Source organism: Tateyamaria algicola (genome assembly GCF_047715485.1).
GTDB lineage: Bacteria > Pseudomonadota > Alphaproteobacteria > Rhodobacterales > Rhodobacteraceae > Tateyamaria.
This window is the reverse complement of sequence record NZ_CP180422.1, coordinates 4,165,076-4,189,488: the sequence shown is the minus strand read 5'-3', so window position 1 is coordinate 4,189,488 and position 24,413 is coordinate 4,165,076. Positions and strand designations below refer to the sequence as shown.

At 60.9% G+C, this 24,413-nt stretch carries 30 protein-coding genes and 1 other RNA gene; 12 read left to right on the top strand and 19 right to left on the bottom strand.

Features of this window, described 5'->3' with window-relative positions; translation table 11 throughout:
• Positions 1-19: 19 nt before the first annotated feature.
• Positions 20-247, bottom strand: coding sequence for a sulfurtransferase TusA family protein (locus tag ACMHLQ_RS23205; protein WP_415403029.1), 228 nt, complete (start codon positions 245-247; stop codon positions 20-22).
• Between the two features lie 92 nt (positions 248-339).
• Here ACMHLQ_RS23205 and ACMHLQ_RS23200 point away from each other — a divergent pair, with 92 nt between their 5' ends.
• From ACMHLQ_RS23200 to ACMHLQ_RS23185, 4 genes are all read left to right on the top strand, one after another.
• Complete coding sequence (locus tag ACMHLQ_RS23200; protein WP_415403028.1) at positions 340-1,092, top strand: cytochrome c biogenesis CcdA family protein; 753 nt, start codon at positions 340-342, stop codon at positions 1,090-1,092.
• 98 nt (positions 1,093-1,190) lie between these two features.
• Positions 1,191-2,414 (top strand): hypothetical protein, encoded by a 1,224-nt coding sequence (locus ACMHLQ_RS23195; protein ID WP_415403027.1) that lies wholly within the window; start codon positions 1,191-1,193, stop codon positions 2,412-2,414.
• The gene (locus ACMHLQ_RS23190; protein WP_415403026.1) at positions 2,411-3,751 is read left to right on the top strand and encodes a cytochrome P450; all 1,341 of its coding nucleotides are present in this window, start codon (positions 2,411-2,413) and stop codon (positions 3,749-3,751) included. Before ACMHLQ_RS23195 ends, ACMHLQ_RS23190 begins: the two co-directional genes overlap by 4 nt.
• Positions 3,752-3,818: 67 nt before the next feature.
• Positions 3,819-4,730, top strand: coding sequence for a fructose bisphosphate aldolase (locus ACMHLQ_RS23185; RefSeq protein WP_415403025.1), 912 nt, complete (start codon positions 3,819-3,821; stop codon positions 4,728-4,730).
• A gap of 101 nt (positions 4,731-4,831) precedes the next feature.
• Here ACMHLQ_RS23185 and ACMHLQ_RS23180 read toward each other — a convergent pair whose 3' ends face one another.
• The 5 genes from ACMHLQ_RS23180 to fumC form a co-directional block, all read right to left on the bottom strand.
• Positions 4,832-5,023, bottom strand: a complete 192-nt coding sequence (locus tag ACMHLQ_RS23180) for a hypothetical protein (RefSeq protein ID WP_415403024.1) — start codon at positions 5,021-5,023, stop codon at positions 4,832-4,834.
• A 68-nt stretch (positions 5,024-5,091) separates the two neighbouring features.
• On the bottom strand, positions 5,092-5,310 hold the full coding sequence (locus ACMHLQ_RS23175) for a ribbon-helix-helix domain-containing protein (protein ID WP_415403023.1): 219 nt from the start codon (positions 5,308-5,310) through the stop codon (positions 5,092-5,094).
• On the bottom strand, positions 5,307-5,474 hold the full coding sequence (locus ACMHLQ_RS23170; protein WP_415403022.1) for a hypothetical protein: 168 nt from the start codon (positions 5,472-5,474) through the stop codon (positions 5,307-5,309). Before ACMHLQ_RS23170 ends, ACMHLQ_RS23175 begins: the two co-directional genes overlap by 4 nt.
• A gap of 42 nt (positions 5,475-5,516) precedes the next feature.
• The gene (locus tag ACMHLQ_RS23165; protein ID WP_415403021.1) at positions 5,517-5,729 is read right to left on the bottom strand and encodes a DUF4169 family protein; all 213 of its coding nucleotides are present in this window, start codon (positions 5,727-5,729) and stop codon (positions 5,517-5,519) included.
• Positions 5,726-7,117: a class II fumarate hydratase gene (gene fumC / locus ACMHLQ_RS23160; protein ID WP_415403020.1), complete on the bottom strand. Its 1,392-nt coding sequence runs from the start codon at positions 7,115-7,117 to the stop codon at positions 5,726-5,728. The genes ACMHLQ_RS23165 and fumC overlap by 4 nt, the downstream gene beginning before the upstream one ends.
• Before the next feature lie 188 nt (positions 7,118-7,305).
• Here fumC and ACMHLQ_RS23155 point away from each other — a divergent pair, with 188 nt between their 5' ends.
• Positions 7,306-7,875: a hypothetical protein gene (locus tag ACMHLQ_RS23155; RefSeq protein WP_415403019.1), complete on the top strand. Its 570-nt coding sequence runs from the start codon at positions 7,306-7,308 to the stop codon at positions 7,873-7,875.
• Positions 7,876-7,884: 9 nt separating this feature from the next.
• On the opposite strand, the gene ACMHLQ_RS23150 is transcribed toward ACMHLQ_RS23155, so the two are convergent.
• The 11 genes from ACMHLQ_RS23150 to ACMHLQ_RS23100 form a co-directional block, all read right to left on the bottom strand.
• Positions 7,885-8,385, bottom strand: coding sequence for an SspB family protein (locus tag ACMHLQ_RS23150; protein WP_415403018.1), 501 nt, complete (start codon positions 8,383-8,385; stop codon positions 7,885-7,887).
• Between the two features lie 78 nt (positions 8,386-8,463).
• Positions 8,464-9,717 (bottom strand): chromate efflux transporter, encoded by a 1,254-nt coding sequence (gene chrA, locus ACMHLQ_RS23145; RefSeq protein WP_415403017.1) that lies wholly within the window; start codon positions 9,715-9,717, stop codon positions 8,464-8,466.
• Positions 9,714-10,529, bottom strand: a complete 816-nt coding sequence (locus ACMHLQ_RS23140; protein ID WP_415403016.1) for a chromate resistance protein ChrB domain-containing protein — start codon at positions 10,527-10,529, stop codon at positions 9,714-9,716. Before ACMHLQ_RS23140 ends, chrA begins: the two co-directional genes overlap by 4 nt.
• A 114-nt stretch (positions 10,530-10,643) precedes the next feature.
• Positions 10,644-11,072, bottom strand: a complete 429-nt coding sequence (locus ACMHLQ_RS23135) for an ester cyclase (protein ID WP_415403015.1) — start codon at positions 11,070-11,072, stop codon at positions 10,644-10,646.
• Between the two features lie 45 nt (positions 11,073-11,117).
• Positions 11,118-11,546, bottom strand: coding sequence for a hypothetical protein (locus ACMHLQ_RS23130; protein ID WP_415403014.1), 429 nt, complete (start codon positions 11,544-11,546; stop codon positions 11,118-11,120).
• A 79-nt stretch (positions 11,547-11,625) separates the two neighbouring features.
• Positions 11,626-11,974: a transfer-messenger RNA gene (ssrA, locus tag ACMHLQ_RS23125) on the bottom strand.
• Between the two features lie 122 nt (positions 11,975-12,096).
• Positions 12,097-12,447 (bottom strand): DUF4345 family protein, encoded by a 351-nt coding sequence (locus tag ACMHLQ_RS23120; RefSeq protein WP_415403013.1) that lies wholly within the window; start codon positions 12,445-12,447, stop codon positions 12,097-12,099.
• Positions 12,448-12,484: 37 nt separating this feature from the next.
• Entirely contained in the window at positions 12,485-13,177 is a 693-nt protein-coding gene (locus tag ACMHLQ_RS23115) for a lysophospholipid acyltransferase family protein (protein WP_415403012.1), read from the bottom strand.
• A 73-nt stretch (positions 13,178-13,250) separates the two neighbouring features.
• Positions 13,251-13,904 (bottom strand): hypothetical protein, encoded by a 654-nt coding sequence (locus ACMHLQ_RS23110; protein ID WP_415403011.1) that lies wholly within the window; start codon positions 13,902-13,904, stop codon positions 13,251-13,253.
• On the bottom strand, positions 13,905-15,305 hold the full coding sequence (locus ACMHLQ_RS23105; RefSeq protein ID WP_415403010.1) for a selenium-binding protein SBP56-related protein: 1,401 nt from the start codon (positions 15,303-15,305) through the stop codon (positions 13,905-13,907).
• A 76-nt stretch (positions 15,306-15,381) separates the two neighbouring features.
• A complete protein-coding gene (locus ACMHLQ_RS23100; RefSeq protein ID WP_415403009.1) occupies positions 15,382-16,137 on the bottom strand; it encodes a FadR/GntR family transcriptional regulator in 756 nt (251 codons plus the stop codon).
• Positions 16,138-16,224: 87 nt separating this feature from the next.
• Here ACMHLQ_RS23100 and ACMHLQ_RS23095 point away from each other — a divergent pair, with 87 nt between their 5' ends.
• The 7 genes from ACMHLQ_RS23095 (at position 16,225) to ACMHLQ_RS23065 (ending at position 22,773) form a co-directional block, all read left to right on the top strand.
• Positions 16,225-17,025 carry a DUF2182 domain-containing protein gene (locus tag ACMHLQ_RS23095; RefSeq protein ID WP_415403008.1) on the top strand — a complete coding sequence of 267 codons (801 nt, stop codon included), beginning with the start codon at positions 16,225-16,227 and terminating at the stop codon, positions 17,023-17,025.
• A gap of 1 nt (position 17,026) precedes the next feature.
• Positions 17,027-17,734, top strand: coding sequence for a DUF1326 domain-containing protein (locus tag ACMHLQ_RS23090; RefSeq protein WP_415403007.1), 708 nt, complete (start codon positions 17,027-17,029; stop codon positions 17,732-17,734).
• Complete coding sequence (locus ACMHLQ_RS23085; protein WP_415403006.1) at positions 17,731-18,240, top strand: DinB family protein; 510 nt, start codon at positions 17,731-17,733, stop codon at positions 18,238-18,240. Before ACMHLQ_RS23090 ends, ACMHLQ_RS23085 begins: the two co-directional genes overlap by 4 nt.
• The gene (locus ACMHLQ_RS23080) at positions 18,240-19,343 is read left to right on the top strand and encodes a dimethylsulfoniopropionate demethylase (RefSeq protein ID WP_415403005.1); all 1,104 of its coding nucleotides are present in this window, start codon (positions 18,240-18,242) and stop codon (positions 19,341-19,343) included. The genes ACMHLQ_RS23085 and ACMHLQ_RS23080 overlap by 1 nt, the downstream gene beginning before the upstream one ends.
• 85 nt (positions 19,344-19,428) lie before the next feature.
• Entirely contained in the window at positions 19,429-20,415 is a 987-nt protein-coding gene (acuI, locus tag ACMHLQ_RS23075; protein WP_415403004.1) for an acryloyl-CoA reductase, read from the top strand.
• 39 nt (positions 20,416-20,454) lie between these two features.
• On the top strand, positions 20,455-20,877 hold the full coding sequence (locus tag ACMHLQ_RS23070) for an HIT family protein (protein ID WP_415403003.1): 423 nt from the start codon (positions 20,455-20,457) through the stop codon (positions 20,875-20,877).
• 201 nt (positions 20,878-21,078) lie between these two features.
• Complete coding sequence (locus ACMHLQ_RS23065) at positions 21,079-22,773, top strand: BCCT family transporter (RefSeq protein ID WP_415403002.1); 1,695 nt, start codon at positions 21,079-21,081, stop codon at positions 22,771-22,773.
• A 235-nt stretch (positions 22,774-23,008) separates the two neighbouring features.
• Here the strand turns inward: ACMHLQ_RS23065 and phoB are convergent, their stop codons facing one another.
• Together phoB and phoU are read right to left on the bottom strand one after the other, a co-directional pair.
• Positions 23,009-23,698 (bottom strand): phosphate regulon transcriptional regulator PhoB, encoded by a 690-nt coding sequence (gene phoB, locus ACMHLQ_RS23060; protein WP_415403001.1) that lies wholly within the window; start codon positions 23,696-23,698, stop codon positions 23,009-23,011.
• Positions 23,699-23,710: 12 nt separating this feature from the next.
• Positions 23,711-24,412, bottom strand: a complete 702-nt coding sequence (gene phoU / locus ACMHLQ_RS23055) for a phosphate signaling complex protein PhoU (protein ID WP_415402999.1) — start codon at positions 24,410-24,412, stop codon at positions 23,711-23,713.
• Position 24,413 lies beyond the last annotated feature (1 nt).

Genomic DNA, 24,413 nt, shown 5'->3' with positions numbered 1-24,413 from the left:
CGTGCCAAGCGGCGCGCCCTTACTTTTTGCGGATCACGTAGGTTTGCACAGGCCCATCAAGATCGCTGGACAGCAATGTGTGGCCCGCTTCGGCGCAGAAATGCGGCACATCCACAATCGCGGCCGGATCGTCGGCCAGCAGGGTCAACGTCTGCCCCGTGGCGAGGGATTGCAGCCGTTTGCGCGCTTTCAGCACGGGCAGGGGGCAAAGAAGCCCCACGGCATCCAATGTCATTTGGTCATCCATCACCGAGATTTAGGCGCGATGTTTCAGACTGTCCACAGACATGTGACCGCAAGGGCAGTGACGCGCGCGCCGCCGCGCGGTAGGGGAAGTACATGTTTGGAATAGATATCATCGATGCAAGCCTCGTGCCTGCCATGAGCGTGGCGCTGCTCGCCGGCATCATCAGCTTTCTCAGCCCTTGTGTGCTGCCGATTGTTCCGCCCTACCTGGCCTATATGTCGGGGATGAGCGTGCACGAGATGTCCCAGGGTCGCTCGGGGCGCAACAAGGCGACGATCACGGCGCTGTTCTTTGTGCTCGGCCTGAGCACGGTCTTTCTGATCCTCGGCTTTGCCGCCTCGGCCTTTGGGGCGTTTTTCCTGTCCAACCAGGTGCTGTTTGCACAGATATCGGGCGCGGTGATCATGGTCTTTGGCCTGCACTTTCTTGGCGTGTTCCGCATCTCCTTCCTCGACCGCGAGGCGCGGATGGATGCTGGCGATCAGGGCGGCTCATCCTTTGGGGCCTACGTCCTGGGCTTGGCCTTTGCCTTTGGCTGGACCCCGTGCATCGGCCCGCAACTTGGCGCGATCCTCACCTTGGCGGCGTCCGAAGCATCCGTGACACGCGGCACCTTCCTCTTGGGGGTCTATGCCGCGGGCCTTGGTATTCCGTTCCTACTGGCGGCCATGTTCATGAGCCGCGCGATGGGGTTCATGAACCGCATCAAACGCCATATGGGCCTGATCGAAAAGGTCATGGGCGCGATGCTGGTCTTTGTCGGCGCGGCCATGCTGCTGGGGCTGTTCACGCGGTTTTCCTTCTGGCTGCTCGAACAATTTCCCGCGCTGGCCACCTTGGGCTGATCGAACTCTGACGCAGGGACGGGTTGGAAACCGGGCCGGTCTCCGCCTTACTTTGGTCAAAGAAAACCGCTAGAGTGCGCCGAACAACAGGTGCAATCATGAGCAGTTCGCATCCACAAACAGTGCGCCGTCGCCGGGTGTTCTACATCCCCGGCTACGATCCGATTCACCCGCGTCGCTACCGCGAACTCTACCGCAAAGAGGGCGCGGCGCAGGCCGGGATCTCAGGCTACGATCTGACGCTCAAACCCAAGACAGGCGGGGGCCACTACGGCTGGCAGGTTGATGCTGTCATCGACGACGCCCCGGTCCATGCGGATGTCGAGGTGCTGGTCTGGTCGGACATCGTGCGCGACAGCATGGATGCCTCGATCCCCGGCACCTATGCGCAACTGGTGCGCACGGCCTGGACCTACATCGCCTCGGGCGCGCTGCGCCGGTTGATGCGGTTGCGCAAGGGGCCCGTGATTGCCGCGCTTTATCCCGTTGGCATGTTGCTGGTGCAACTGCTCGTGGCGCTGGCCGTTTGGGCCGCTTTCTGGGCTGTCGGGCGCTGGATGCTGGACAGCCTTGGTGCTTGGATTGGCGCCGCGATGGGGGCGGTGGCCTTTGTCGCGCTCTTGCGCTGGTTCAAATCCAAGGACGGCAAGTTTTTCGCCTATTACCTCATGCACGACTACGCCTATTCCGCGGCCTCGCGCGGGGCAAATCCTGCACCGCTCGAAGCGCGCATGGCCCAGTTTCAGGACAGCATAGCCGGGGCCTTGCAGGATGACGTGGACGAGGTGCTGGTGGTGGGCCATTCCTCTGGTGCGCATCTGGGCGTGTCGATACTGGCCGATCTGATCCGAGCGGGCCGCGTGCCTGCGGATGGCCCGGCGCTGGCCTTTCTGTCACTGGGGCAGGTGGTGCCGATGGTGTCGTTCCTGCCCGATGCGCACCGTTTGCGCGCAGATCTGCAATACCTCTGCACGCGCGACGAACTCACGTGGGTGGACGTGACCGCACCAGGTGATGGATGCGCCTTTGCCCTGTGCGATCCGGTGTCGGTGTCCGGTGTCGCCCCGGATGGCAAGCGCTGGCCACTGGTGTTTTCGGCGCAATTCACACAATCGCTCAGCCCGGAACGCTGGGCCGCGCTGCGCTGGAAGTTCTTTCGCCTGCACTTCCAGTACATGTGCGCCTTTGATCGCCCGCTCGACTACGACTACTTCCAGATCACGGCGGGCCCGCTCACACTGGGCGCGCGCTATGCCGACCGGCCGCCGTCGAAATCCCGCATCGATCACGCCGTGTCGAAATACACCTCCGTGGCCGCATGATCCCCCCAAAACCCCCGAGCCGCCCCGACCGCGTGTCGCTGTGGCGTTATATGAAACTGTTTCGCGAGGATATCCTTTCGGCGCAGCCTGCACGGCTGTACCGCGCGTGGATGGCCGAGTTTCGCACGCCGTTCTTTCGCAGCTACCTGATGAACCAGCCAGAGCTGGTGAAAACAGTGCTGAAGGAACGCCCTGACGCCTTCCCCAAATCCGACCGGATCGGCGAGGGGTTGCGCCCTTTGCTTGGCAACTCGGTCTTTCTGACCAACGGCGAGACGTGGAAACGCCAGCGCCGCATCATCGATCCTGCCTTCGAGGGCGGGCGTCTGCGCGAGACTTTTCCGGCGATGTGGGACGCGTCCGAAGCGGCGGCGGCGCGTCTGCCGATGGGCGAAGTCGAGATCGAAGAGCAGACAAGCCATGCCGCGGCCGATGTGATCTTTCGCACCCTGTTTTCGATACCGATCGAGAATGATCTGGCCTCGGCGGTGTTCCACGAATTCCGCGCCTACCAGCGCAGCCAGCCGATCCTGAACCTGGCCGCCTTTGTACCGCTGCCTGCCTGGATGCCGCGCCTGTTTCGTCGCGACACCCGCGCCAGTGCGGCGCGGATCCGCGCGCTGATCAAGCAACTGGTGGACAAACGGGCAGTCGAGATTGCCGACGGCACTGCGCCGGATGATCTGGCGACCAAGATCATGACCACCGCCGATCCTGAGACAGGAGAGCGGTTCGACCCCGAAGAGATGGTCGACCAGGTTGCCATCTTCTTTCTGGCGGGGCACGAGACAAGTGCGTCGGCCCTGGCCTGGGCGCTTTACCTGATGGCGCTGTATCCCGACTGGCAGGCAAAGGTTGCCGCCGAAGCGCAAGCGTTGGAGCACTGTGATTTTGCCGTGATGTCCAAGCTGCCGGTGACGCGCGATGTGTTTCGCGAAACGCTGCGCCTGTATCCCCCGGTGCCGATGATGGTGCGCGAGGCCACGTGCCCCGAACAGTTCCGCGACCGCAACATCGCCACAGGCAGCCAGTTGGTGCTGAGCCCGTGGCATCTGCACAGGCACACCCGGTTGTGGGAGCGGCCCGACGAGTTTGACCCCGCCCGCTGGCACACTGAAAACGGCAAACAGTGCGCGCGCGAGGCCTATATCCCGTTTTCGGCCGGGCCGCGCGTGTGCACCGGCGCAGGCTTTGCCATGGTGGAGGGGCCGCTGATTCTGGCGCGTCTATTGCGTGATTTCGAGGTCGCGCGCGTGCCGGGCCGTGATCCTGTGCCTGTTGCGCACCTGACCGTGCGCGCCAAAAATGGCATCTGGCTGAATTTGCGCAAACGGTAGCGTTAACATGGCTCCGGTGGGATTAACCGGGGCCGTTGAATGAGTTAGGTCTGAGCCGATTGGAATCATGACCTTGGAGAACCCTATGCCCGACTTTGCCAAAATGCGCGATCAGATGGAACACGGGGCGGGGTTTATCGCAGCACTCGACCAGTCGGGCGGGTCCACCCCCAAGGCGCTCGCGCTCTACGGTGTCGATGCGAACGACTATGATGGCGAAGAGGCAATGTTTGCCGAAATCCAGCGCATGCGCGCACGCATCATCCTGGCCCCCGACTTCACCAGCAAGAAGGTGATTGGCGCGATCCTGTTCGAAAAGACATTGCGCGAAAGCATCGAGGGGCAGGCGGTGCCATCCTACCTTTGGGGTGTGCGCGGCGTGGTGCCGTTCCTGAAGATCGACAAGGGTCTGCAGGACGAGGCAGATGACGTGCAACTGCTGAAACCCATCCCGGGTCTGGCGGACACACTGGCAGAGGCCAAGGCCATGGGCGTCTACGGTACGAAGGAGCGTTCGGTCGTGAACGCGGCCAATGCCAAGGGCATATCGGCGATTGTCGAGAACCAGTTTGCCGTCGCACATGAGGTGATCGACGCAGGCATGGTCCCGATCATCGAGCCCGAGGTGAACATCCACTCTGCCACCAAGGCCGAAGCCGAAGCGCTGCTGGCAGAAACACTGATGTCACATGTCGAGACATTGGGCGACGGGCAGGACATCATGCTGAAGCTTACCTTGCCAGAGCAGCCGGGTGTTTATGACGCGCTTGCCGATCATCCCCGGGTGCTGCGCGTGGTGGCCTTGTCGGGCGGCTATTCGACAACGGATGCCAGCGCGCGCCTGGCCCGGAACCACAAGATGATCGCAAGTTTCAGCCGCGCCCTGACCGAAGGATTGCAGCGCGACATGAGCGATGAGGGGTTCGAGGCGGCACTGGGGTCCAACATCAACACGATCTACCAGGCGTCTGTAACCTGAACGGTCTCTGACGCAGAGACCGGCTGGAAATCGACGCGATTTCCGTAACGTTGCGCCGTTTTCTGCGTCGGAAAACAGCCGGAAACTGGGTCAGTTTCCGACTAAAGCAGCGGGCGCACTGGTTCTGAATTGCAGAACACGATGATCTGACCTGCGTTTTCCACGGCGCGGTATCCGCGTTGCTCCAACTCGCGCAGAAACACATCCCGTCCGATCAATCGCTCAATGTCGCGGGATTTGCGCCGTATCACCGCGCCATCCCGCGCAGCTTTGGAGCTGAACAGATCCAGCATGTATCCTTCGGGACTGAGAGGCAGGTGATGTGCAAACTGCGTCATGCAGCCAGCATGCCAAAGCGTGGTTAACGATGTCTGAAGTGGCGCAGGACAAATACGCGAATGGCCGAGGCCAGCCCGGTGTCCGGATCCCGCGCGGCGTCAATTTCACTCGCCAGTGCGTTGATGGGGGTGCCGCGCGACGCGGCAATCTCGCGAAAGGCGTCCCAGAACTCGGGCTCCAGTGTGACGCTGGTGCGGTGACCCTTCAGGGTCAGGGAATGCTTTTGCGGGCCCGTGCTCAATGCTCGGCCCAGAACCGCCGCGCGGGATCAAGATCGGCAATGCGCGCATATGTGTTCAAAAGGCGCGCAAGCGTACCTTCGTTCGCACGAATGTAACGACGTGCCCGGCGCAGTGCACGAATGCGGTTGCGCGCTTCCTTGTCGATGTCGGTTTCCTGGGTCATGAAACACCTATACCTCTTAACATCGAACACTTTGCCTTGGTTTTATGGCTTTTTGTCGTCGCTATCCGCACCATACGGGGGCGTTTCAAGGGCCTTCCCGTCCAGTTCTCGCGCCGCGCGGGAACTCTCTTGCCGCGTTTTGTCTTTCTCGGCCTTGCTGCGCCCAAACGCCACCGCATTGGCATCGGCCCGCGCTTTGCTGTCTGCACGGGCGCGGGCCTTGCGGACTTTGTTGAGGTTTATGGGCGTGCTCACTTGGGTCCAATCATGTTTTCGGGGCGCACGACACGGTTGAACGTTTCTTCATCGACAAAGCCGAGGGCAATCGCCTCTTCCAGCAGGGTCGTACCATTCTTGTGCGCCGTCTTGGCGACCTTGGTGGCGTTGTCGTACCCGATTTCGGGGGCCAGCGCCGTGACCAGCATCAGTGACTCGCGCATCAGCTTGTCGATGCGCACCTCATCTGCCTGCAATCCCTCGACGAGGTTGTCGGTAAAGGCCGAGGCCGCATCGCCCAGCAACTGCATGGATTGCAGCACATTGTAGGCCATCATGGGCTTGTAGACGTTCAGCTCGAAATGGCCCTGCGATCCGGCAAAGCCGACAGCGGCATCATTGCCCATCACATGCGCGCAGACCTGCGTCAGCGCCTCGCATTGGGTCGGGTTCACCTTGCCCGGCATGATAGAGGAACCCGGCTCGTTCTCTGGCAGCACCAACTCACCCAGACCGCAGCGTGGGCCGGAACCCAGCAGGCGGATGTCGTTGGCGATCTTGAACAGCGAGGCAGAGACGGTTTTGAGCGCGCCCGACATCTCGACCATGGCGTCATGGGCGGCCAGGGCCTCGAACTTATTGGGGGCGGTGACAAAGGGCAGGGCGGTGATGTCGGCCATATGGGCAGCCACGGCTTCGGCCCAGCCTTTTTGCGTGTTCAGACCAGTGCCGACGGCGGTGCCGCCTTGCGCCAATTCATAGATACGCCCCAACGCGTCCTTCACCCGCTGGATGCCCATGGCGACCTGGTGGGCATAGCCGGAAAACTCCTGGCTCAGCGTGAGCGGCGTGGCGTCCTGTGTGTGGGTGCGCCCGATCTTGATGATGCCGTCGAACGCAGCGACCTTGGCCTCCAGCGCGCCATGCAGCTTCTCGAGGCCCGGCAACAGCACATCACGCGCCGTCATCGCGGTCGAGATGTGCATGGCTGTCGGGAATGTGTCGTTGGACGACTGGCCCATGTTGCAGTGATCGTTGGGGTGTACGGGGTCTTTGGAGCCTATCACGCCGCCCAGCAGCTCAATCGCGCGGTTCGCGATCACTTCGTTGGCGTTCATGTTGGATTGCGTGCCGGAGCCGGTCTGCCACACGACGAGGGGGAAGTTGTCGTCGAGCTTGCCATCGACCACTTCACCCGCCGCTTCGATGATCGCGTCGGCCAAACGGGCGTCCAGCGTGCCTTGCGCCTTGTTCTGCATGGCACAGGCCTTCTTGATCACACCCAGCGCGCGCACCACGGCGACAGGCTGTTTCTCCCACCCAATGGGGAAATTCATGATCGAACGTTGGGTCTGCGCGCCCCAGTACTTGTCGGCCGGAACCTCAAGCGGTCCAAAGCTGTCGGATTCGGTGCGGGTGTCGGCCATGGGGTGGCTCCTTAGATGGTCTGTTGGTCCCCTCCAGCATGTACCGGGCACGCATCCGACAGACAAGCACGCAGCACGGCTCATACGCGAACCATTGACGCGATCAAATCATTGCAAGACAGGTGCAAGTCACAGCGCGCCATCCTATATTGATGTCAGTATATGCGCGCAGTGAAGGAAGAATGCAGATGATCGCCACCCGCACCGCCACAAGGCCGACGTTCCAATACCTGCACGGCGCCCTGATCGCCTTGTCTGCTGCGCTGGTTCTGATGGCGACACAGGTACGTGCGGATGTGGCACCGTTCCTTGGGACATATGTCGGATCTGCGGAAGTGACGGCGCTGGATGGTAGCAAGATTCCGCGGGATATGAGCGTCGAAGTGTCCGAGACCAAGGAAGGGTTCCAGGTCAAGTGGACATCCGTCAGCTATCGCAAGGATGGGCGCAGCAAGGAGAAATCCTATGCCATCGACTTCGTCGGCAGTGACCGTGACGCGGTATACGCAGCCGCACAGCGGCGCAACGTGTTTGGCCACGAGGTGCAGCTCGACCCGATGAAGGGCGAGCCCTATGTCTGGGCGCGCATCATCGACAAGACCTTGACCGTCTATTCGCTGTTCGTGGATGTCGACGGCGGCTACAGCCTGCAGCAATACGATCGCACATTGGCCGATGGAGGGCTTGACCTGCGGTTCCAGACCATACGCGACGGTCAAATCCAGCGGGCCGTCGAGACGTTTCTGGAACGCAAGTAGCGCGCCACCTTACTTGCGGAAGCTGTCCAAAGACACGATTTCCGCATCCTTGCCATCTTTTTCCTCGATGTCTTCGTCCACAGGTTTCGGCGTTGCCGCCGCCGGGCTGGGCAGAATTTCAGGCGGGGCGGTGTGCGTAGCCTCGTCCTCGTCCTCACCTTGCGTTTCAAAGCGCAGACCGAACTCGACCGATGGATCGACAAAGGTCTTGATCGCGTCATAGGGGATGTAAAGCGGCTCGGGCGCATCCCCGAAATTGAGCGTGACCGCAAACCCTTCGCTGCCCACATCCAGCTTGTCATACCAGTGCTGCATCACCACGGTCATTTCGCCCGGATACCGGTCGCTTAGCCAGTCCGCCAATTCGGCGTCCGGATGGCTGGTGTCAAACGTGATGAAAAAGTGGTGCGCGCCCGGCAGGCCGTTGGCGGCCACGTCTGTCAGCACTTTGCGGATGAGGCCACGCATGGCTTCATGCATCAGGTTGCCGTAATCAATGCTCCGGCTCATGGCAGTCCTCGTGCGGTTCGACCTCACCATATCCCAATTTCAGGCGGTGAAAAGAGGGCCTGACACTTTGGTGCGGGTTTATGTGAGTCCAAGCAAGGATATTGCGCACCCCGCCATCGCCATCAACGCCAATGTGACCAACAGACCAAGTCGCAAGTGCAGCATCAGTACCATCGCAGCCAGCGTCAGAACTATCGCCCAGATGTCGAGTGATGGGAAATCGGGCAAGGGCAGGGCGACGCCGGGAACGCTTTTGATCGTGCCAAAAAGCACATGCAACGCAAACCAGACAGACAGGTTCAGGATCACGCCCACCACGGCGGCCGTGATGCTTTGTAAAGCGGCGGACAGGCGCGGGCGGGCTGCAATCTGATCGAGGTAGGGACCGGCGGCGAAAATCCACAGAAAACACGGCGTGAACGTGACCCAGAGGGTCAGCGCACCCGCAGCAAGCGCAAGGCTCAGTCCCCCTTGAGCGAACCCCGCCAACAGGGCCACGAATTCAGTGACAAGGATCAGCGGCCCCGGCGTGGTTTCGGCAAGCCCCAGCGCGTCGATCATCTGCCCGGTCGTGATCCAGCCATAATCCTGCACAACCTGCTGCGTCATGTAGGCGAGGACTGCATAGGCCCCGCCAAAGGTGACAATCGCCAGCTTGGAAAAGAACAGCCCGATTTGCAGCAGAAAGTCCTGCGCGGTAGCCCAGAGCGTGATGAGCGGCGCAGCCCACAAGCCACCCCAGATCGCCACAGTGCGCCACGTGTTGGTGCGCACTGGCGTGGCGGTATGTGAAGTGTCAGCGGCATCGGCGGTGATGTATCCATACACACCCGCGGCGATCACGATCAGCGGGAAGGGCAGGCCAAAGACAAAGAGCGCGACAAAGGCGGCCCCGGCCAAACCCCAAGCCGCGCGCCCGCTCAGTGCCTTTTTGCCGAGGCGTAAAAGGGCTTGCAGCACCACAACGATGACCGTCGCCTTGACGCCAAGAAAGGCCGCCTGCACCAGAGGCACATCGCCAAACTGGACGTAACCGATGGCCAGCGCGAGGATCACGAGCGCGCCGGGCACCACGAACAACAAACCTGCCAGCAGCCCGCCCAACGTGCCGCGCAAGCGCCACCCGGCATAGGTGGCCAATTGCATCGCCTCGGGTCCCGGCAACAGCATGCACAGGGACAGGGCGCGCAGGTACTGATCCTCGCTCAGCCATTTGTGGCGGCTGACAAGCGCGTCATGCATCAGCGCGATCTGCGCGGCAGGCCCGCCAAAGGACAAAAGGCCGATGCGGCCAAAGACCTTGAACAGGTCAGAAAGTGGCAATTGGGTCATTTGCCGCGCCCTGTCGGCCAGTCATGTCCTTCACCTGCGCCATCCCGGGCCCAGCGATACAGCGCGTCATAGATCGCCATACCTGCATCGAGCTGTGCCTGATCATCACGGTACTGACGTGACAAGCCGACCGACAGGGCAAGCAGCCCCGCGGCTTGTGGCGCGAGGTCGTGTTTGTTGGTGTCAGCGGCACGGATGACGCGGGCCAGACGATTCAGGGCAGGGGTGTGCAGGGCGAACTCGTCCAACATGGTGTCAAACGTGCAACGGTCGTCGCGGTGGGTCCAGAGCACGTCTTCGACATCAAACGGGGTGGCACCATAGCGGTCGGCCACGCCCATGACTTCGCCCGGTGACACAAACAGGAACCGCGCCCCCGGATCGACAAAGCGGCGGATCAGCCAGGGGCAGGCGATACGGTCGATCTTGGGGCGGTGGCGTGTGACCCAGAGTGTCGCGCCGTCTACAGGCGGCGGCACGTTGGCAGCGGGCACGCGGATCATGCCTGCCATATCGCGCCAGCCATACATGCCGCCCGACAGGTATTCGGCGTGGTGCCCATCGGCGCGCAACCGTGCGACCAGACCTTGGCTCAGCTTGATCCCCCGCTGACAGGTCACGACACAGGATCGGTCTTGCAGCCTGTCCTTGAGGCCGGGCAGGTCCGTGTGCGGGTGCCTGAACGCACCGGGGATCAGGTAAGGGTCGTCAGCAAAGTCGGGATCGATGGAAATATCAACGATAACGGGCGCTTCAGGCGTGCCGATCAGGCGCAACAGTTGGGCGGGTGTGATTTCGTTCGGGGCAGCCATATGCATGCATCCTTTGATCTGGAAACATGCGAACGTTGGGCTGGCGCCTCACGGGGTGTTCGCGGGTACCCCATGCAAGTGTGGTAACGGACGGGGTCGGTTTGCGTCAACCCTTCACCGCAGCCGTGTACCGGCCATCAACAGGGCATAGGCATCCTCGGGCAGTTGATCGAGTTGCTCGAAGAAGCGCAACAGATCAAACAGTGGATAACTTTCCACCAGTAAGCCGTTGTTCTGGCGACACATAATCTGTTGGTAGACCGCCACCGGCTTGTTGGTGCGGCGGCAATTGCAGGTAATCTTGAGAAAGGCAGCGGTCCAGTCGTCCTTGTCGATGGTGTGGATGAACGTGACCTTGAGATGCGAGACGAGGCCCCGCAAAATCTCCATCCATTCGCGCACCTCATAAGGTTCAACTGCCCGGTCTTCGATCAGAATGGGGCTGGATGTGTCCGGCTGAAAATAGCCCGAGATCGCATCCAGTCTGCCCTGTTCCCACACCTCCGTGTAAAAGCGGCGCAGGATGTGCGATGTCGGTTCCATATCTCTCCCATCGGTGCAGATGTGTCATTCGTCCTTGCGCGTGCGTCAGCGCAGCCGCGTTCCGCCCAGCATCACCGCCATCGCGTTTTCGGGGAGCAGGCCCAGCTGTTCGAACAGGACCATGGAATCCACGCCGCTGTAGATTTCCTGCATCCGGTGTCCCTCAAAACGCGCGGTGAAGTGGTTGAATACGTGGATCGGATCGCCGGTCAGGGCCGCATGGCTCTTGATTTCTACGACGGCGGACAGCCAGTTCCCCTGTTCCACGAGGATGGGATAGGACACCTCGATACTGCCCAGCAACTCGCGCACCATCGTGACCAGTTCGGAAAACTCATCCGCGTCAAAGGGCATTTCGCCCATGATACCCCGCGTGCGGGCATCGGGCGCGAGGATTTCAGGCAAGATTTCCAGATTTCCATTGACCCAGATTTCAGTGAAATAGGTCTGCAAGGTCTTGACCTTATGTGGCATTCCACGGCTCTCCGCCAATCGCGCTGGGGTTGAGCAGTCGTACCAACCGCGCATTAACAAAGATTGAAGTGAAAAGGAAAATGCAGGCTTCTGTTGCCAGGTGCCTGCGAACCCCGCCTTACGCGGCTAGGCGCAAGGACTTAATTTTCGATATTAGGAACGGCTTACGCCGCTACTGCCATCGGAGCACGATTGTCATTTGCAATTGTACAAGTTTCGCCGGTAACGGTGGCAGACAGCCGAGACAAAGCTAACCCCTTTAGACGTCCGTCGATCCTATTTCGACCCCATGATCCCCAAATGAAGGATGTTTGGTGGAGTCGCCGGGTACCGCCCCCGGGTCCGATCCGCTTATTACGAGCGCGTTTATGTCCATAGTCCCGAAGGACGAGCCATATATAGGCGAGTGCGGGACGCGTTGCAATCGGAGGGAGCCTCCGGCGGGGATTTTTTTGGAACAGAGAACGTGTGTGCCGCACTTTAACTCATGCGCTTAGGGTTCTGAAAAACATATAAAATCAAATCTTGCCGACCGTCGCGCGCGACATGTTCAGAGATTGGCCGCGAGGAACCACGCCGCAAGCACTGCCTCGATCCCGCCAAAGATCAGCACCTTGCGCAGGGGTGGTTTGTCAAAGATCAGTGACAGCACGCGCCCCATGGCCGCGCCCATGAAGGCAAAACCGATCATCGCATAGGCCAGTGGGTGGCCAAGCCAGATTGCGGCCAGACCTGCGACGACGAACAAGCCCCCGACGCTGGCGCGCATTTCGCTCAGTCCCATGGTGCTGGTCGTCGGGGCGAGGTCGAGCGCCGAGGCCGTGTAGCGCGGTGCAACAAACCCAAAGAGCCCGAAGGCGATGGTCAGCAGGGCGGCGATGATGTTCAGGACGTCGATCATGGCTTGCACGTAGGGCCCGCCGCAGGGGGAGGCAAGATCAGAAGTGATCGCTTATGGGCGTGTTCAGCTTTTCTTCAAGCGTCTGATTGAAGGCGGCAAGGTCCGTGGTTGGGTCAAGGTCATCTGCCCGCTTGATATCGACCGAGATATGGCGCCGCCCCTTGGTGCGCCCGATGAAGCTCCAGAAGTAGTCGTAACGTGCCGACTGAAACCGGCCCAACCCTTCGATCCGCAGGACAAGCACAGTGCGGTCGGGTTTCCTTTCCAGGATGTCGCGGGCCCCCGACAGGTGCGGGGCAATCACCTCAGGTTCCTGCTGCCGGGTATGGCCCGCCGGAAACAAGAGAATGCTTTCTCCGCGATCGAGTGCCGCAAAGATGCGCGTCATGCTCGCCACTTTCTGCGCCTGGCGTTTTTCCGCGGGCCATGACTTGGGCGAACTGACCGGGATCGCTCGGGCCACGAACATCGGAAACCATTGCATCCAGTTGTGGTATTCATTGTAGTGCACCACGGGCCTTATGCGCTGCGTGGTGTAGAGGATGGCGGCGATCAGTGGGCCGTCAAAGCGGCTCACGTGGCTCGCCAGAATCAGCGTACCTGCCGAATCCTGCAACAGGTGCTTGCCGGAGCAGCTGACATTGTAAAACAGAGAGAAATAGCTGCGCACGATGGCAAAGAAGAAATGGCGCAGCCATTTGCCCAGCGTATTGTCGATAAACCGCACCATGCCTTGGGAACCTGAACTTGTTCTTTCTTGCGCCGACAGTTGCGGGCAGGTGCCGCAAGGTCAATGGCAATTGTCAGAGCGCCGTCCAAAGCCCCACGACACCAACCACGACCAGGCTGAGCGCCCAGACGAGTTCGAGGTCGAACCAACTGCGGCTGAGGAATTGCAGCCCGAGCCAGCGGTGGACCGCATAGGCCAGCGCACCGCCCGATCCGATCATGGCGATGGTGTGCAGGATGGCGACACCGAGGGCAAGGGCGGTGGTGGCCATCAGGGCCGATGCGGCGCGGTGGCCTGCATCCAGCTCCTCGATCGCGCAGAGGCCGAGGTAAATGGGCACCAGCATCAGTGCGGCACCATGGGCGAGTGCGACGAGGAAGGACCAGAGCGCCAGCCGATGCGGCGGGATGCGCGCCAGAAAGCGGGGATGGCGGCGCGTGATGGCGAGGTAGAGGCCCATGGCGATCACGATCAGCCCGGCTCCGATACGGATTTCGCGCTGATAGTCAATCAGCAGCGTCATCATCGAAAAGGGCAGCAGGATGCCGAGCATCGCAGCAAAGTGGCCCAGGCTGAGCGCGCCGAGCGCGGGCCAAAGGGCCGAGCGGCGCCGTTCGAACAGCGCTGACGAGACGGCCAGCGGCCAGCCCATGCCCGGGTTCAGCCCGTGATAAAGGCCCGAAAGGATCACGGCGAGCCATAGGCCCGCCGCGGTCGTCAGGTCCATCTAGACCGAGGGGTAGCAGAAACTGTCTGTGGAACAGTCACCGCCCTCCAGCCGGATCTGGTGGCTGCGATAGCCTTCCGGGAACTTGGTCCAGAACTTCTCATCCAGCGTCAGACCGCCGTTTTCACCGACATTGGCCATGACCATCGCAGCCCCGCGATCTCCGGGATAGAACTGGTCATCCCAGGTGGAATACAGCGAGTTGGTCCAATAGACGCGCTTGCCGTCGCGGCTGATCTCGACCATCTGGGGGCCGTAGCCAAAGGCTTCGCCATTGGGGTGCTTGTGCTTGGCCACGATGCCGCCCAGCTCGACCTTGCCCGCAAGAACGGGGTTCATCGGGTCGGACACATCGTATTGGTGCATCTCGCCCAGGCCCCAGCAGGCGACGTAAAGGTACTTGTCATCAAGGCTCAGGTCGATGTCGGTGACCAGTGGCGGCACCGCGCCGAACCCTTTCAAGAGGTCAGGCAGGTCGTCGGCATCGGCGGGCACGGGATCAATCGTGATCGTCTTTTTCGCCTGCCATTCGCCATTGTCATCCCGCCACCAGGTAAAGATCGCGCCTTGCAGGTTGGTGGTGTCGACCACCACGCCGCAGAACCCGTATTCCTTGACCGGGTCGTGGGCGGGCCGGATTTCCAGCGCCATCTGGTGGTTTTCACCAAGGTCCAGCGACTTGACGACCTTGCGCGCGCGCAAGTCCCAGAAGTGGATCGTGTGGCCGTATTTGTTGCTCAGGAGATCCTCTGGCACGACGCCGTTCTCGAACTGCGGCGGCAGGCCCCATTCGGAACTGACCATGTAGTCGCGCGGCAGGTTCCACCAGAAGTCATAGTGCTTGTCCTGAATGCCGCGGTCCATCTCGTACCGGCCCTGAATTTCGAAGGTCTGGCAATCCATGATGAAGATGCCAGGAGGACCGTCTGTGCCATCCTCGCCACCACCGCCAAGGGTCGAGACATAGATGCCCTCGGGACCGCAATGGATGGTGTGGGGGCGGGAATAGCCCGTCTTCGCCATCAACTCTTCGGGTTCGATGATCTTGTGAATCTTGGCATCCAGTGGGTCCTTGACGTCGATGATGTAGATGCGGGAAGACCGAATGCCGGGGATGATCAGGTAGCGGCGCTCGAGGAACGCATGACCGGTGAGGGGCGAAAGCGAAGACGAACAGGCGTTCCAGCCAAAGTGATGGAATTCATCGCCCAGGTTCGGCACGAACAGCGAATGCACGATCTGTCCGTAGGTGTCGCTGGCGGGGTCGACATCGACCACGGCCAGCCCGTCGGGTTTGGTGCCATCGGGGCTGAGCATCAGCGTAAATGCGAGCGTCTCAACCGGGGCTTCCATGGCCATCTTGGGCGAGGGGTGAAATGTTGGGTCTGGTCTTAAATTCATAGCGTCCTCCCTGACGTATGGTTGACTGTCGGTGCCCGGCCCCTCAGCGGTCGTTAGTTGACGTCGTTGGGAGGGATCAGGCGGGCTTGGTCTCCTTTTTGGCGGCCCTTTCTGCACGGGCGGTGACGACGCTGTGCGCCAGTTCCCGTGTGTAGGCTTCTAGTTTGATGAGGGTCGCATCGGCGGTGACGGCATCCTGCGCCTCGACCGCATCCGCGATATCGGTGTGTAGTGCCACGATCGCCTCGCGCGATCGGGCGGTGAAGGTGATCATGTTCATCAAGGGCTGCATCGCCTCGACCGCGCTGGCGAGTTGATAGCTGAGCACCTTGTTGCCCGCTCCGTCCACCAGCGCGCGGTGAAAGGTGACGTCGGAGGCGCAGAACGCTTCGTCCGTGAGACCGGGCTGGGACTGGCGGTGGATTTCGGCACGCATGGTGGCCAACTGGTCCGGTGTGCGGCGCTGCGCAGATAGCGGCGCACAGGCGCGTTCCAGCGCATAGCGGGCCTCGCAGGCGACATCGAAACTGACGGCGTTCATGGACAGCAGCAGGGTCGAGGTGGTGACCTGCTGGGCATAGGCATCTTCGAATTTCAGCCTGTTGACGAATGCGCCGCCTGTTGCGCCGCGCTGTGTGCGGATCAGCGATTGCGCGGCCAGACGCTTGAGCGCTTCGCGCACCGTGGGGCGGGACACATCGAACTGTTCGGCCAGTTCCGCCTCCGACGGCAGGCGCTGATCCACGATCAGGTCACCCGCTATGATGGCATCGCGGATCGCCTTGGCGATCTGGGCCGAAAAATCTGCGCTGCTGTCCGGATCAATTTTCATTTGAGCACTTTTTTCAATTGTCTGGCATTTTAATGTCTGACATTTAATCTGGCAAGCATTGAGTCGCAGCACTGTCAGGGAGGACATATGCCGCATCTGGTTCGATCTATGCTTTGGCTCGGGTTCTTTGGCCTGATCCTTGCGGCGTGGTGGGTCATGTATTCGATGAGCATCGACATGGATGTCGATCTGATCGGGCGACCCGGAGAGATGGGTGCGCGCATGGCCGCGATGGACCCGCGCATGCCGATGTATATGCCCATGGCCAACTTTGGCCCGCTCTTTGCGATGTGGGCGATCATGATGGCGGCGATGATGCTGCCGACGCTGGTGCCCACATTACGCAGCTATGAGGACTTGATGGTGTCGGCGGACGGCACGCGGGCAGGGTGGCTGGGTGTCTTGCTGGGATACTTCATCGTGTGGGTCGCCTTTGCGGCGCTGATCACTGGCGTACAACTGGCCTTGCTTTATGGCGGTATTATCGACATGCTGGGCATATCCAAGACCACCACATTTGCGGGCCTGCTGTTGCTGGCCGTCGGTCTGTTTCAATTCACCCGAGCAAAGGAAATCTGCCATGGCGTCTGCCATAGCCCTATGACCTATTTTCTTGGCCACTGGAAAACCGGCGCGGCAGGCGGGCTGCGCATGGGCCTCGGCCTTGGCGCGTTCTGCGTGGGCTGCTGCTGGGGTTTCATGGCGCTTGGCTTTGTCGGCGGGGTGATGAGCCTGTTGTGGATGGGCCTTGCGACGCTGTTCATGGTGCTCGAAAAGCTGCCGCAGATCGGGCATGTTGTGACCAAACCCATGGGGGTGATCCTGGTCGCCGCTGGTCTGGCCGTGTTGGCCCAACCGTATATCGCACCCAATTTCGGAGGACTATGAGATGGCCGTGAAACGACGCCCCGACGCAGACAAGCTGCCGATCAGTCAGCGCATCGACAGCCGCATGCCCAATCCGGGCCGCCGCCAGATGACGCCCACCGAATGGGCGATCAAGGGCGAGTTGTTCCTGAACTGCTCGTGCGAGCTGTTCTGTCCCTGCGTTGTCAGCCTAGGCGCGCATCCTCCCACCGAAGGGCACTGCCACGCCTGGATGGCCATCGCGATTGACGAGGGGCATTTCGAGGGCGAGGACCTGTCGGGCCTGAACGTCGGCCTGATGGTCGACATCCCTGGCCGGATGGGCGAGGGCGGTTGGCGCGTCGCGGCTTATGTGGACGAACGCGCAAGCGGCAAGGCCTATAACGGTATCCTGCAAATCTTCTCGGGCGCTGCGGGCGGCACGACGGGCCTGTTCACGATGCTGGTCAGTGACATCGTGGGCGCTGAACGGGAAAAGGTCGAGATCGTGCGCGAGGGCAAAAAACGCGGCCTCTACATCGGGCGCAAGATCCAGGGCGAGATCGAGATGATCACCGGCAAGTCCGAAGATCACCCGGTGATGATCACCAACTCCAAATACTGGATGGGCCCCGACATCATCGCCGCGCGCGGTGTGAAGTCCAAAGTGCGCGACTATGGCCGCATCTGGGATTTCGGCGGCAAGTCGGCCGAGATCTGCCCGATCGACTGGAAAGGCCCCAAGCCTTGATCGAGCCGGGTTATGTCCGCACCATGGCCCGTTACAACGCCTGGCAAAACCGTCAGATCACGCAAGCGCTGACGGGGGTGGCAGAGGACGTGTTGCGGGCTGACCGCGGTGCCTTCTTTGGCTCGATCATGGCGACGCTGAACCACATCCTGTGGGGTGATACCCTCTGGATGAGCCGGTTTGACCGGACCATGGCACCACCCGGCGTGCCCCCCAGCGAACATGCGACATTCACACCGACATTTGCCGTCTGGAGCGCGGAGCGCTTTCGTATGGACGGCGCGATACGCATGTGGGCCGATACGCTGCGCGGGCTCGACCTCAAGGGGCAACTGTCCTGGTATTCCGGCATGACGCAACGCGACATGCAGATGGCTTTGGACAAGTGCGTTGTGCAACTCTTCAACCACCAGACACATCACCGCGGGCAGGTGCACGCAATGATGACCGCAGCAGGGCTCGAGGCCCCTGTGACAGACCTGGTATTCATGCCCGAGGACGATTGATGGCCGTGATTTCCCCCTCGCGTCGGCTGCGCCGCACGCCCTTTTCCGATGGTGTCGAAGCGGCGGGTGTCAAAGCCTACACCGTCTACAACCGCATGCTGCTGCCGACAGTGTTCGAAAGCGTCGAGGCCGACTATCGCCACCTCAAGGACCACGTGCAGATCTGGGATGTCTCGGTCGAACGCCAGGTCGAGCTGCGCGGGCCCGACGCGGGCCGTCTGATGCAGATGCTGACACCGCGCGACCTGCGCTCGATGCTGCCGGGCCAGTGCTATTACGTGCCTATCGTGGACGAAACGGGCGGCATGCTGAACGACCCCGTGGCCGTGAAGCTGAGCGAAGACCGTTGGTGGATTTCCATTGCAGATTCTGACCTGCTGTTGTGGGTCAAGGGCATCGCCAATGGGTACCGTCTGGACGTGCTGGTGGACGAGCCCGACATCTCGCCGCTGGCTGTGCAAGGGCCCAAATCCGAAGACCTCATGTCGCGCGTCTTTGGGGACCGTATCCGCGACATCCGGTTTTTCCGCTTTGACATGTTCCAATATGCGGGACGCGATCTGGCGATTGCGCGGTCGGGTTATTCCAAACAGGGCGGGTTCGAGATTTACGTTGATGGGTCAGACATCGGCATGCCGCTGTGGAACGAACTGTTTGCAGAAGGCGCGGATCTGAACGTGCGGGCAGGGTGCCCCAACGCGATCGAACGGATCGAGGGGGGGCTTTTGTCCTACGGCAATGACATGACCGACGACAACACGCCCCATGAATGCGGCCTGGGTCGGTTCTGTGATACCCAGACGGCGATCGGCTGTATCGGGCGCGATGCGCTGTTGCGCGTGTCCAAGGAAGGCCCGGTACAGCAGGTGCGACCCATCGCGATTGATGGCGACGCAGTGCCGTCAAGCGATCGGCCCTGGCCGATCTTTGGCGGCGGCAAACGGGTGGGGCAGGTCACGTCGGCCGCGTGGTCGCCGGACTTTGAGACGAATGTGGCCATCGGCATGGTCAAAATGACTCATTGGGACCCCGGCACGGTGTTGGAGGTCGATACGCCCGATGGTATGCGCAGCGCAACTGTGCAAAACGCGTTCTGGATTTAAAGCACTGGACCGGGGCGCTGCCCCGGACCCCGCGGTTTATCTGGCGAAATGAAGCAAGGGGACATCCCCCGGAATGGAGAGCAATATGTTTGATGCACTGGTGGTGAACAAGGATGAAGACAGCGGCAAGACCTCTGCGGCGGTGGCGCAGCTGTCGCTGGACGATCTGCCCGCCGGTGATGTGACTGTTGCCGTCGAATACTCGACCGTGAACTACAAGGACGGCCTGTGTATCGGCCCCGGCGGTGGTCTGGTGCGCAAATATCCACATGTGCCCGGCATCGACTTTGCCGGAACGGTCGAGGCGTCTGACGATGACCGCTACAAACCCGGCGACAAGGTCGTGCTGACCGGCTGGCGCGTGGGCGAGGCGCATTGGGGCGGGTACTCTCAGAAGGCGCGGGTCAAGGCGGATTGGCTGGTGCCACTGCCCGACGGCCTCGACACCCGCCAGGCGATGGCGGTGGGCACGGCCGGATTCACGGCGATGCTGGCGGTGATGGCGCTGGAAGATCACGGGATCAAGGCAGGGCCGGTTCTGGTAACAGGGGCCGCTGGCGGTGTCGGCTCGGTCGCGACGGCCATCCTGGCCAACCTTGGCCACAAGGTCGCGGGTGTCACTGGGCGCCCCGAAACCGCGGATTATCTGACATCGCTTGGGGCGACACAGATCGTCGCGCGCGAAGAGATCAACGAAACCACCAAGCGCCCGCTTGAGGGCGAAACCTGGGGCGGCTGCGTTGACGCCGTAGGCGGTGCGATGCTGGCCCGCGTGCTGGGGCAGATGGAGTACGGGGCAAGCGTCGCCGCTGTTGGCCTTGCTGGCGGTGCGGCGCTGCCTGCGACCGTCATCCCGTTCCTGCTGCGCGGTGTGAACCTCTTGGGCATCGATTCCGTCATGCAGCCTTATGACAACCGCGTCCGCGCCTGGGCCCGCATTGCCAAGGACCTGCCGATGGACAAGCTCGAAGCGATGGTGCAGCCCGCGACCCTGTCTGACCTGCCGCAACTGGGCGCGGACATCCTGAACGGTCAGGTGAAGGGGCGCGTCGTCGTAGACGTCAACGCCTAAGCATTCTATGTGGGTCTTCGAGCCAGATCGGAGACCCACATGACCACGCCCGCCTATGACGACACAAACATCTTTGCCCAAATCCTGCGCGGCGAAATCCCGTCATTCAAGGTGTATGAAGACGATGAAACGCTGTGTTTCATGGACATCATGCCACGCACGGACGGGCACTGCCTGGTGATCCCCAAAACGCCGTGCCGCAACGTGCTGGACGCATCCGATGCACAGCTGGCCGCGGTCATATCGACAGTCAAAAAGGTATCGAACGCCGCCAAGGTCGCCTTTGACGCTGACGGCATAACGCTGCAGCAGTTCAACGAAACGGCAGGCGGGCAGGAGGTGTTCCACCTGCACTTCCACATCCATCCCCGGCACGAGGGCGTGCGCATGCGCCCGGCCGGACAAATGGGCGACATGGATGCGATCAAGGCGCATGCAAAGAAGATTTCAGCGGCTCTATAGTCGCAAAGGGCAGGGGTGCGGCGGTTTCCGATCTGCAACAAAACGCCGCCTGTCCCGAAAATTTTCTTGATTTTTTCACGATCCGCCAAAAAACGACATCTGCCAGACATTTTCGCCCGGAAAACGCGCAATTAACGTTTCGCAAATGACGCATGTCGTGTTCTGCTGCTGTCATAAAAACGACAACAGGGAACGCTATACATGTCCATCCAACCTCCATTAACGGAGCTACCGATCAAGACCGCCGATTCGGGGTTTTATCGTGGCTTCAGTGTCAACGTTGCGGTGATCAGTAAGATCATCATCAGTATGCTCGTCGTCTGGTGTATCGTCTGGCCGACCGAGGCCGGCACCATTCTGGGCGACTGGAACAGCGTGATCCTGGAAAACTTCGCCGCCTGGTACATCTGGGTTGTTACGTTCTTTGTCCTGGTCTGTCTTGGACTTGCTCTTTGGCCAACGGCAGGGCGCATGAACCTGGGCCAGCCGGGCGAAAAGCCCGAATTCACCAACTTCTCGTGGTTCTCGATGATGTTCGGTGCCGGGATCGGCGTCGGCATGCTGACCTGGGCCGTGGCCGAACCGGTCGCGCATTTCAAGAACAACCCGTCGGTCATCCAGGGCGCCACTACGGCACTGGGTGAAGACAACGTGCGCGAGGCCTATGTCTGGTCCTTCTTGCACTGGGGCCTTGGCGCCTGGGCCTGCTACGCGATTGCAGGACTTGCGCTGGCGTTCTTCAGCTATCGCCGTGGTTTGCCGCTGACGATCCGGTCGTCGCTGACACCGCTTTTTGGCGCGAAACTGTCGGGTTTCCTCGGCAACCTGATCGATATCGTCGCTGTGGTTGCGACCATCCTTGGGGTGGCGCAAACGCTCGGCTTTGGCGTGGAACAGTTCGTGGCTGGTCTGACCCGGATCGGGATCGGTGGTCTGGTGCTTGATGATGGGTCTGCAACGACACTCGGGATTGTCATCGCCTTGCTTGTCATCATGGGCGCATCGACCCTGTCGGCACTGTCCGGTGTGGGCAAGGGCATCAAATGGCTGTCGAACATCAACATGGTGCTGTCGATCTTCCTTTTGAGCTTCTTCATCCTGTTCGGGGCGACCTTCTTTGGGGCCGCGGCATTCTTCGTCGGCATCTGGGATTACCTGATCGCGCTGCCATGGCTCAGCTTCAACGTCTATGCCTCTGACGGTGTCGACGGGTCCGAAGCGTTCCTGCTGGCACAGTGGCAGGGCTGGTGGCCTGTGTTCTACTGGGCCTGGTGGATTGCCTTTGCACCCTTCGTGGGCCTGTTCCTGGCGCGCATCTCGCGCGGTCGGACGATCCGCGAGTTCGTGCTGGGTGCCATGATCGTGCCATCGCTGATGTGCTTTGTCTGGTTCTCCTGGGCCGGTGGCACAGCGATTGACCTGGAACTGAATGGTGATGCGGGTGGTGTCATTCTGGACGCGGCCAATGGCGACAAGATCTTTGCCATGACCGAGTTCATGCTGGCGCCGATTGCACAATTCCTGGCCTGGGCCATGGCAGTTGTGATCGTTGTGCTGCTGATGACGTTCCTCGTGACATCCGCTGACTCCGCGGTCCTGATCGTGAACACGATCAACGCTGCGGGCGACGAAGGTCCCAAGGCGCGTCCCCACATCCTGTTCTGGGGTTCGGCCCTCGGTCTTGTTGTGGCGGGTCTGCTGATTTCGGGCGGGACCGGGGCCATTCAGACGGCCATGGTGATCGGGGCGTTGCCGTTCTCGATCGTGATGGCGCTGATGTGCATCGCACTGATCAAGGCGATCTACAATGACGGTCGTCGTGAGGCGGCAGGCGTGCCGGCTGTTCATTCGGAAATTCCGGGTGCAACCGGGAATGGTCTGTCACCAGCCGAGTAAACTCGGTTGATCGCGAAGTAAGAGAAGCCCCGATGCAGATGCGTCGGGGCTTTTTTCATTTGGGGTTGATGTCCCAAAGGGGAGGCATTTGTTTGCTCGCACAAGTCTGGAAGCGATTTTCCAGACCAGCATATATAAAGCTTATAATCCACATTATGTAATGTATTGATATGACCGAAAATCCAGAAATCATCAATAAATCAATGATCTGCGGTCAACACCTGATCCAGTAAGATCACCCTAATGCGTAACCCGCGCCTCGCACTGTCCGCACTGGATCGCCGCCACCGTGTTGCGTCAACGCCTTGCGCAGCCGTCCGATGTGAACGTCGACGGTACGTGTGTCGACATAGATATCGCGCCCCCAGACACGGTCGAGCAACTGCTCGCGGCTCCAGACACGGCCCGGCTTTTCCATGAACGTGCTCAGCAACCGGAACTCTGTCGGCCCCAGTTTCAACTCGTCAGGCCCGCGGGTCACCTTATGGCTTTCAGCGTCCAGCATGATGTCATCGAATTCGAGCCGCTGCCCGACCGTTGACGGACGCACACGCCGCAACTGGCTGCGCACGCGTGCCATCAGCTCGATCACCGAATACGGTTTGACAACATAGTCATCCGCACCTGTTTCAAGGCCACGCACCTTGTCGACCTCTTCAGAGCGCGCAGACAGCATGATAACCGGTATGCTGCGCGTCTCTGGTCTGATCTTGAGCCGTCGGCACACTTCGATCCCGCTGAGGTTCGGCATCATCCAGTCCAGCACAATGATGTCCGGCAGGTCTTCATCCACAAGCAGCAAGGCTTCTTCGCCGTTTTGCGCGCGGCTCACGGCAAATCCTTCGGCTTCCAGGTTGTAGGCCAGCACTTCGCGCTGTGCGGGCTCATCTTCGACAACCAGAACGCGGGGTTGGTCGACGGACATGATGCGTGTCTCCTAGACTTGAAGTGAAGTCTTGTCGGCTTTTTCGCGTGACTCGTCTGGCACAGCGCCAGTCACGAGATAGACAACCTGTTCGGCAATCGACGTGACATGGTCGCCCATGCGCTCCACGTTTTTTGCGATGAAATGCAGGTGCATGCAGGCCGTGATGTTGCGCGGATCTTCCATCATAAAGGTGAGGAACTCGCGGAACAGCGCGTTGTACATCTGGTCCACATCCGTGTCGCGGTCGATCACGTCCTGCGCCAGTTCAGCGTCACGCGCGACATAAGCGTCCAGCGCGTCCTTGAGCATCCGCTCGACCTCCTTGGCCATGCGCCGCAAGGCCCCTGCACTGTCATTGACCGGCGCCATCTGCGACAGAACGCTTGTGCGCTTGGCCATGTTTTTCGCATAGTCTCCAATGCGTTCCAGGTTGGCGCTCACCTTCATCACGGACAGCACTAGGCGCAGGTCGATGGCCGTTGGCGCCCGCAGCGCGATGACGCGCGCGGCTTCCTCGTTGATCGTCTCTTCGAGCGCGTCGATGGCCTTGTCGGCCTTGCGCACCTGCTCGGCCCGTTCCTCGTCGCGGCTTTCAAGGCTGATCGCGGCCTCGAGGATTGCGTTTTCGACCAGCCCGCCCATCTTCATGATCTGCGCCTGGATCGCTTCTAGGTCCCGGTCAAAGGCCGAGGCGATGTGTTGGTCTTGCATG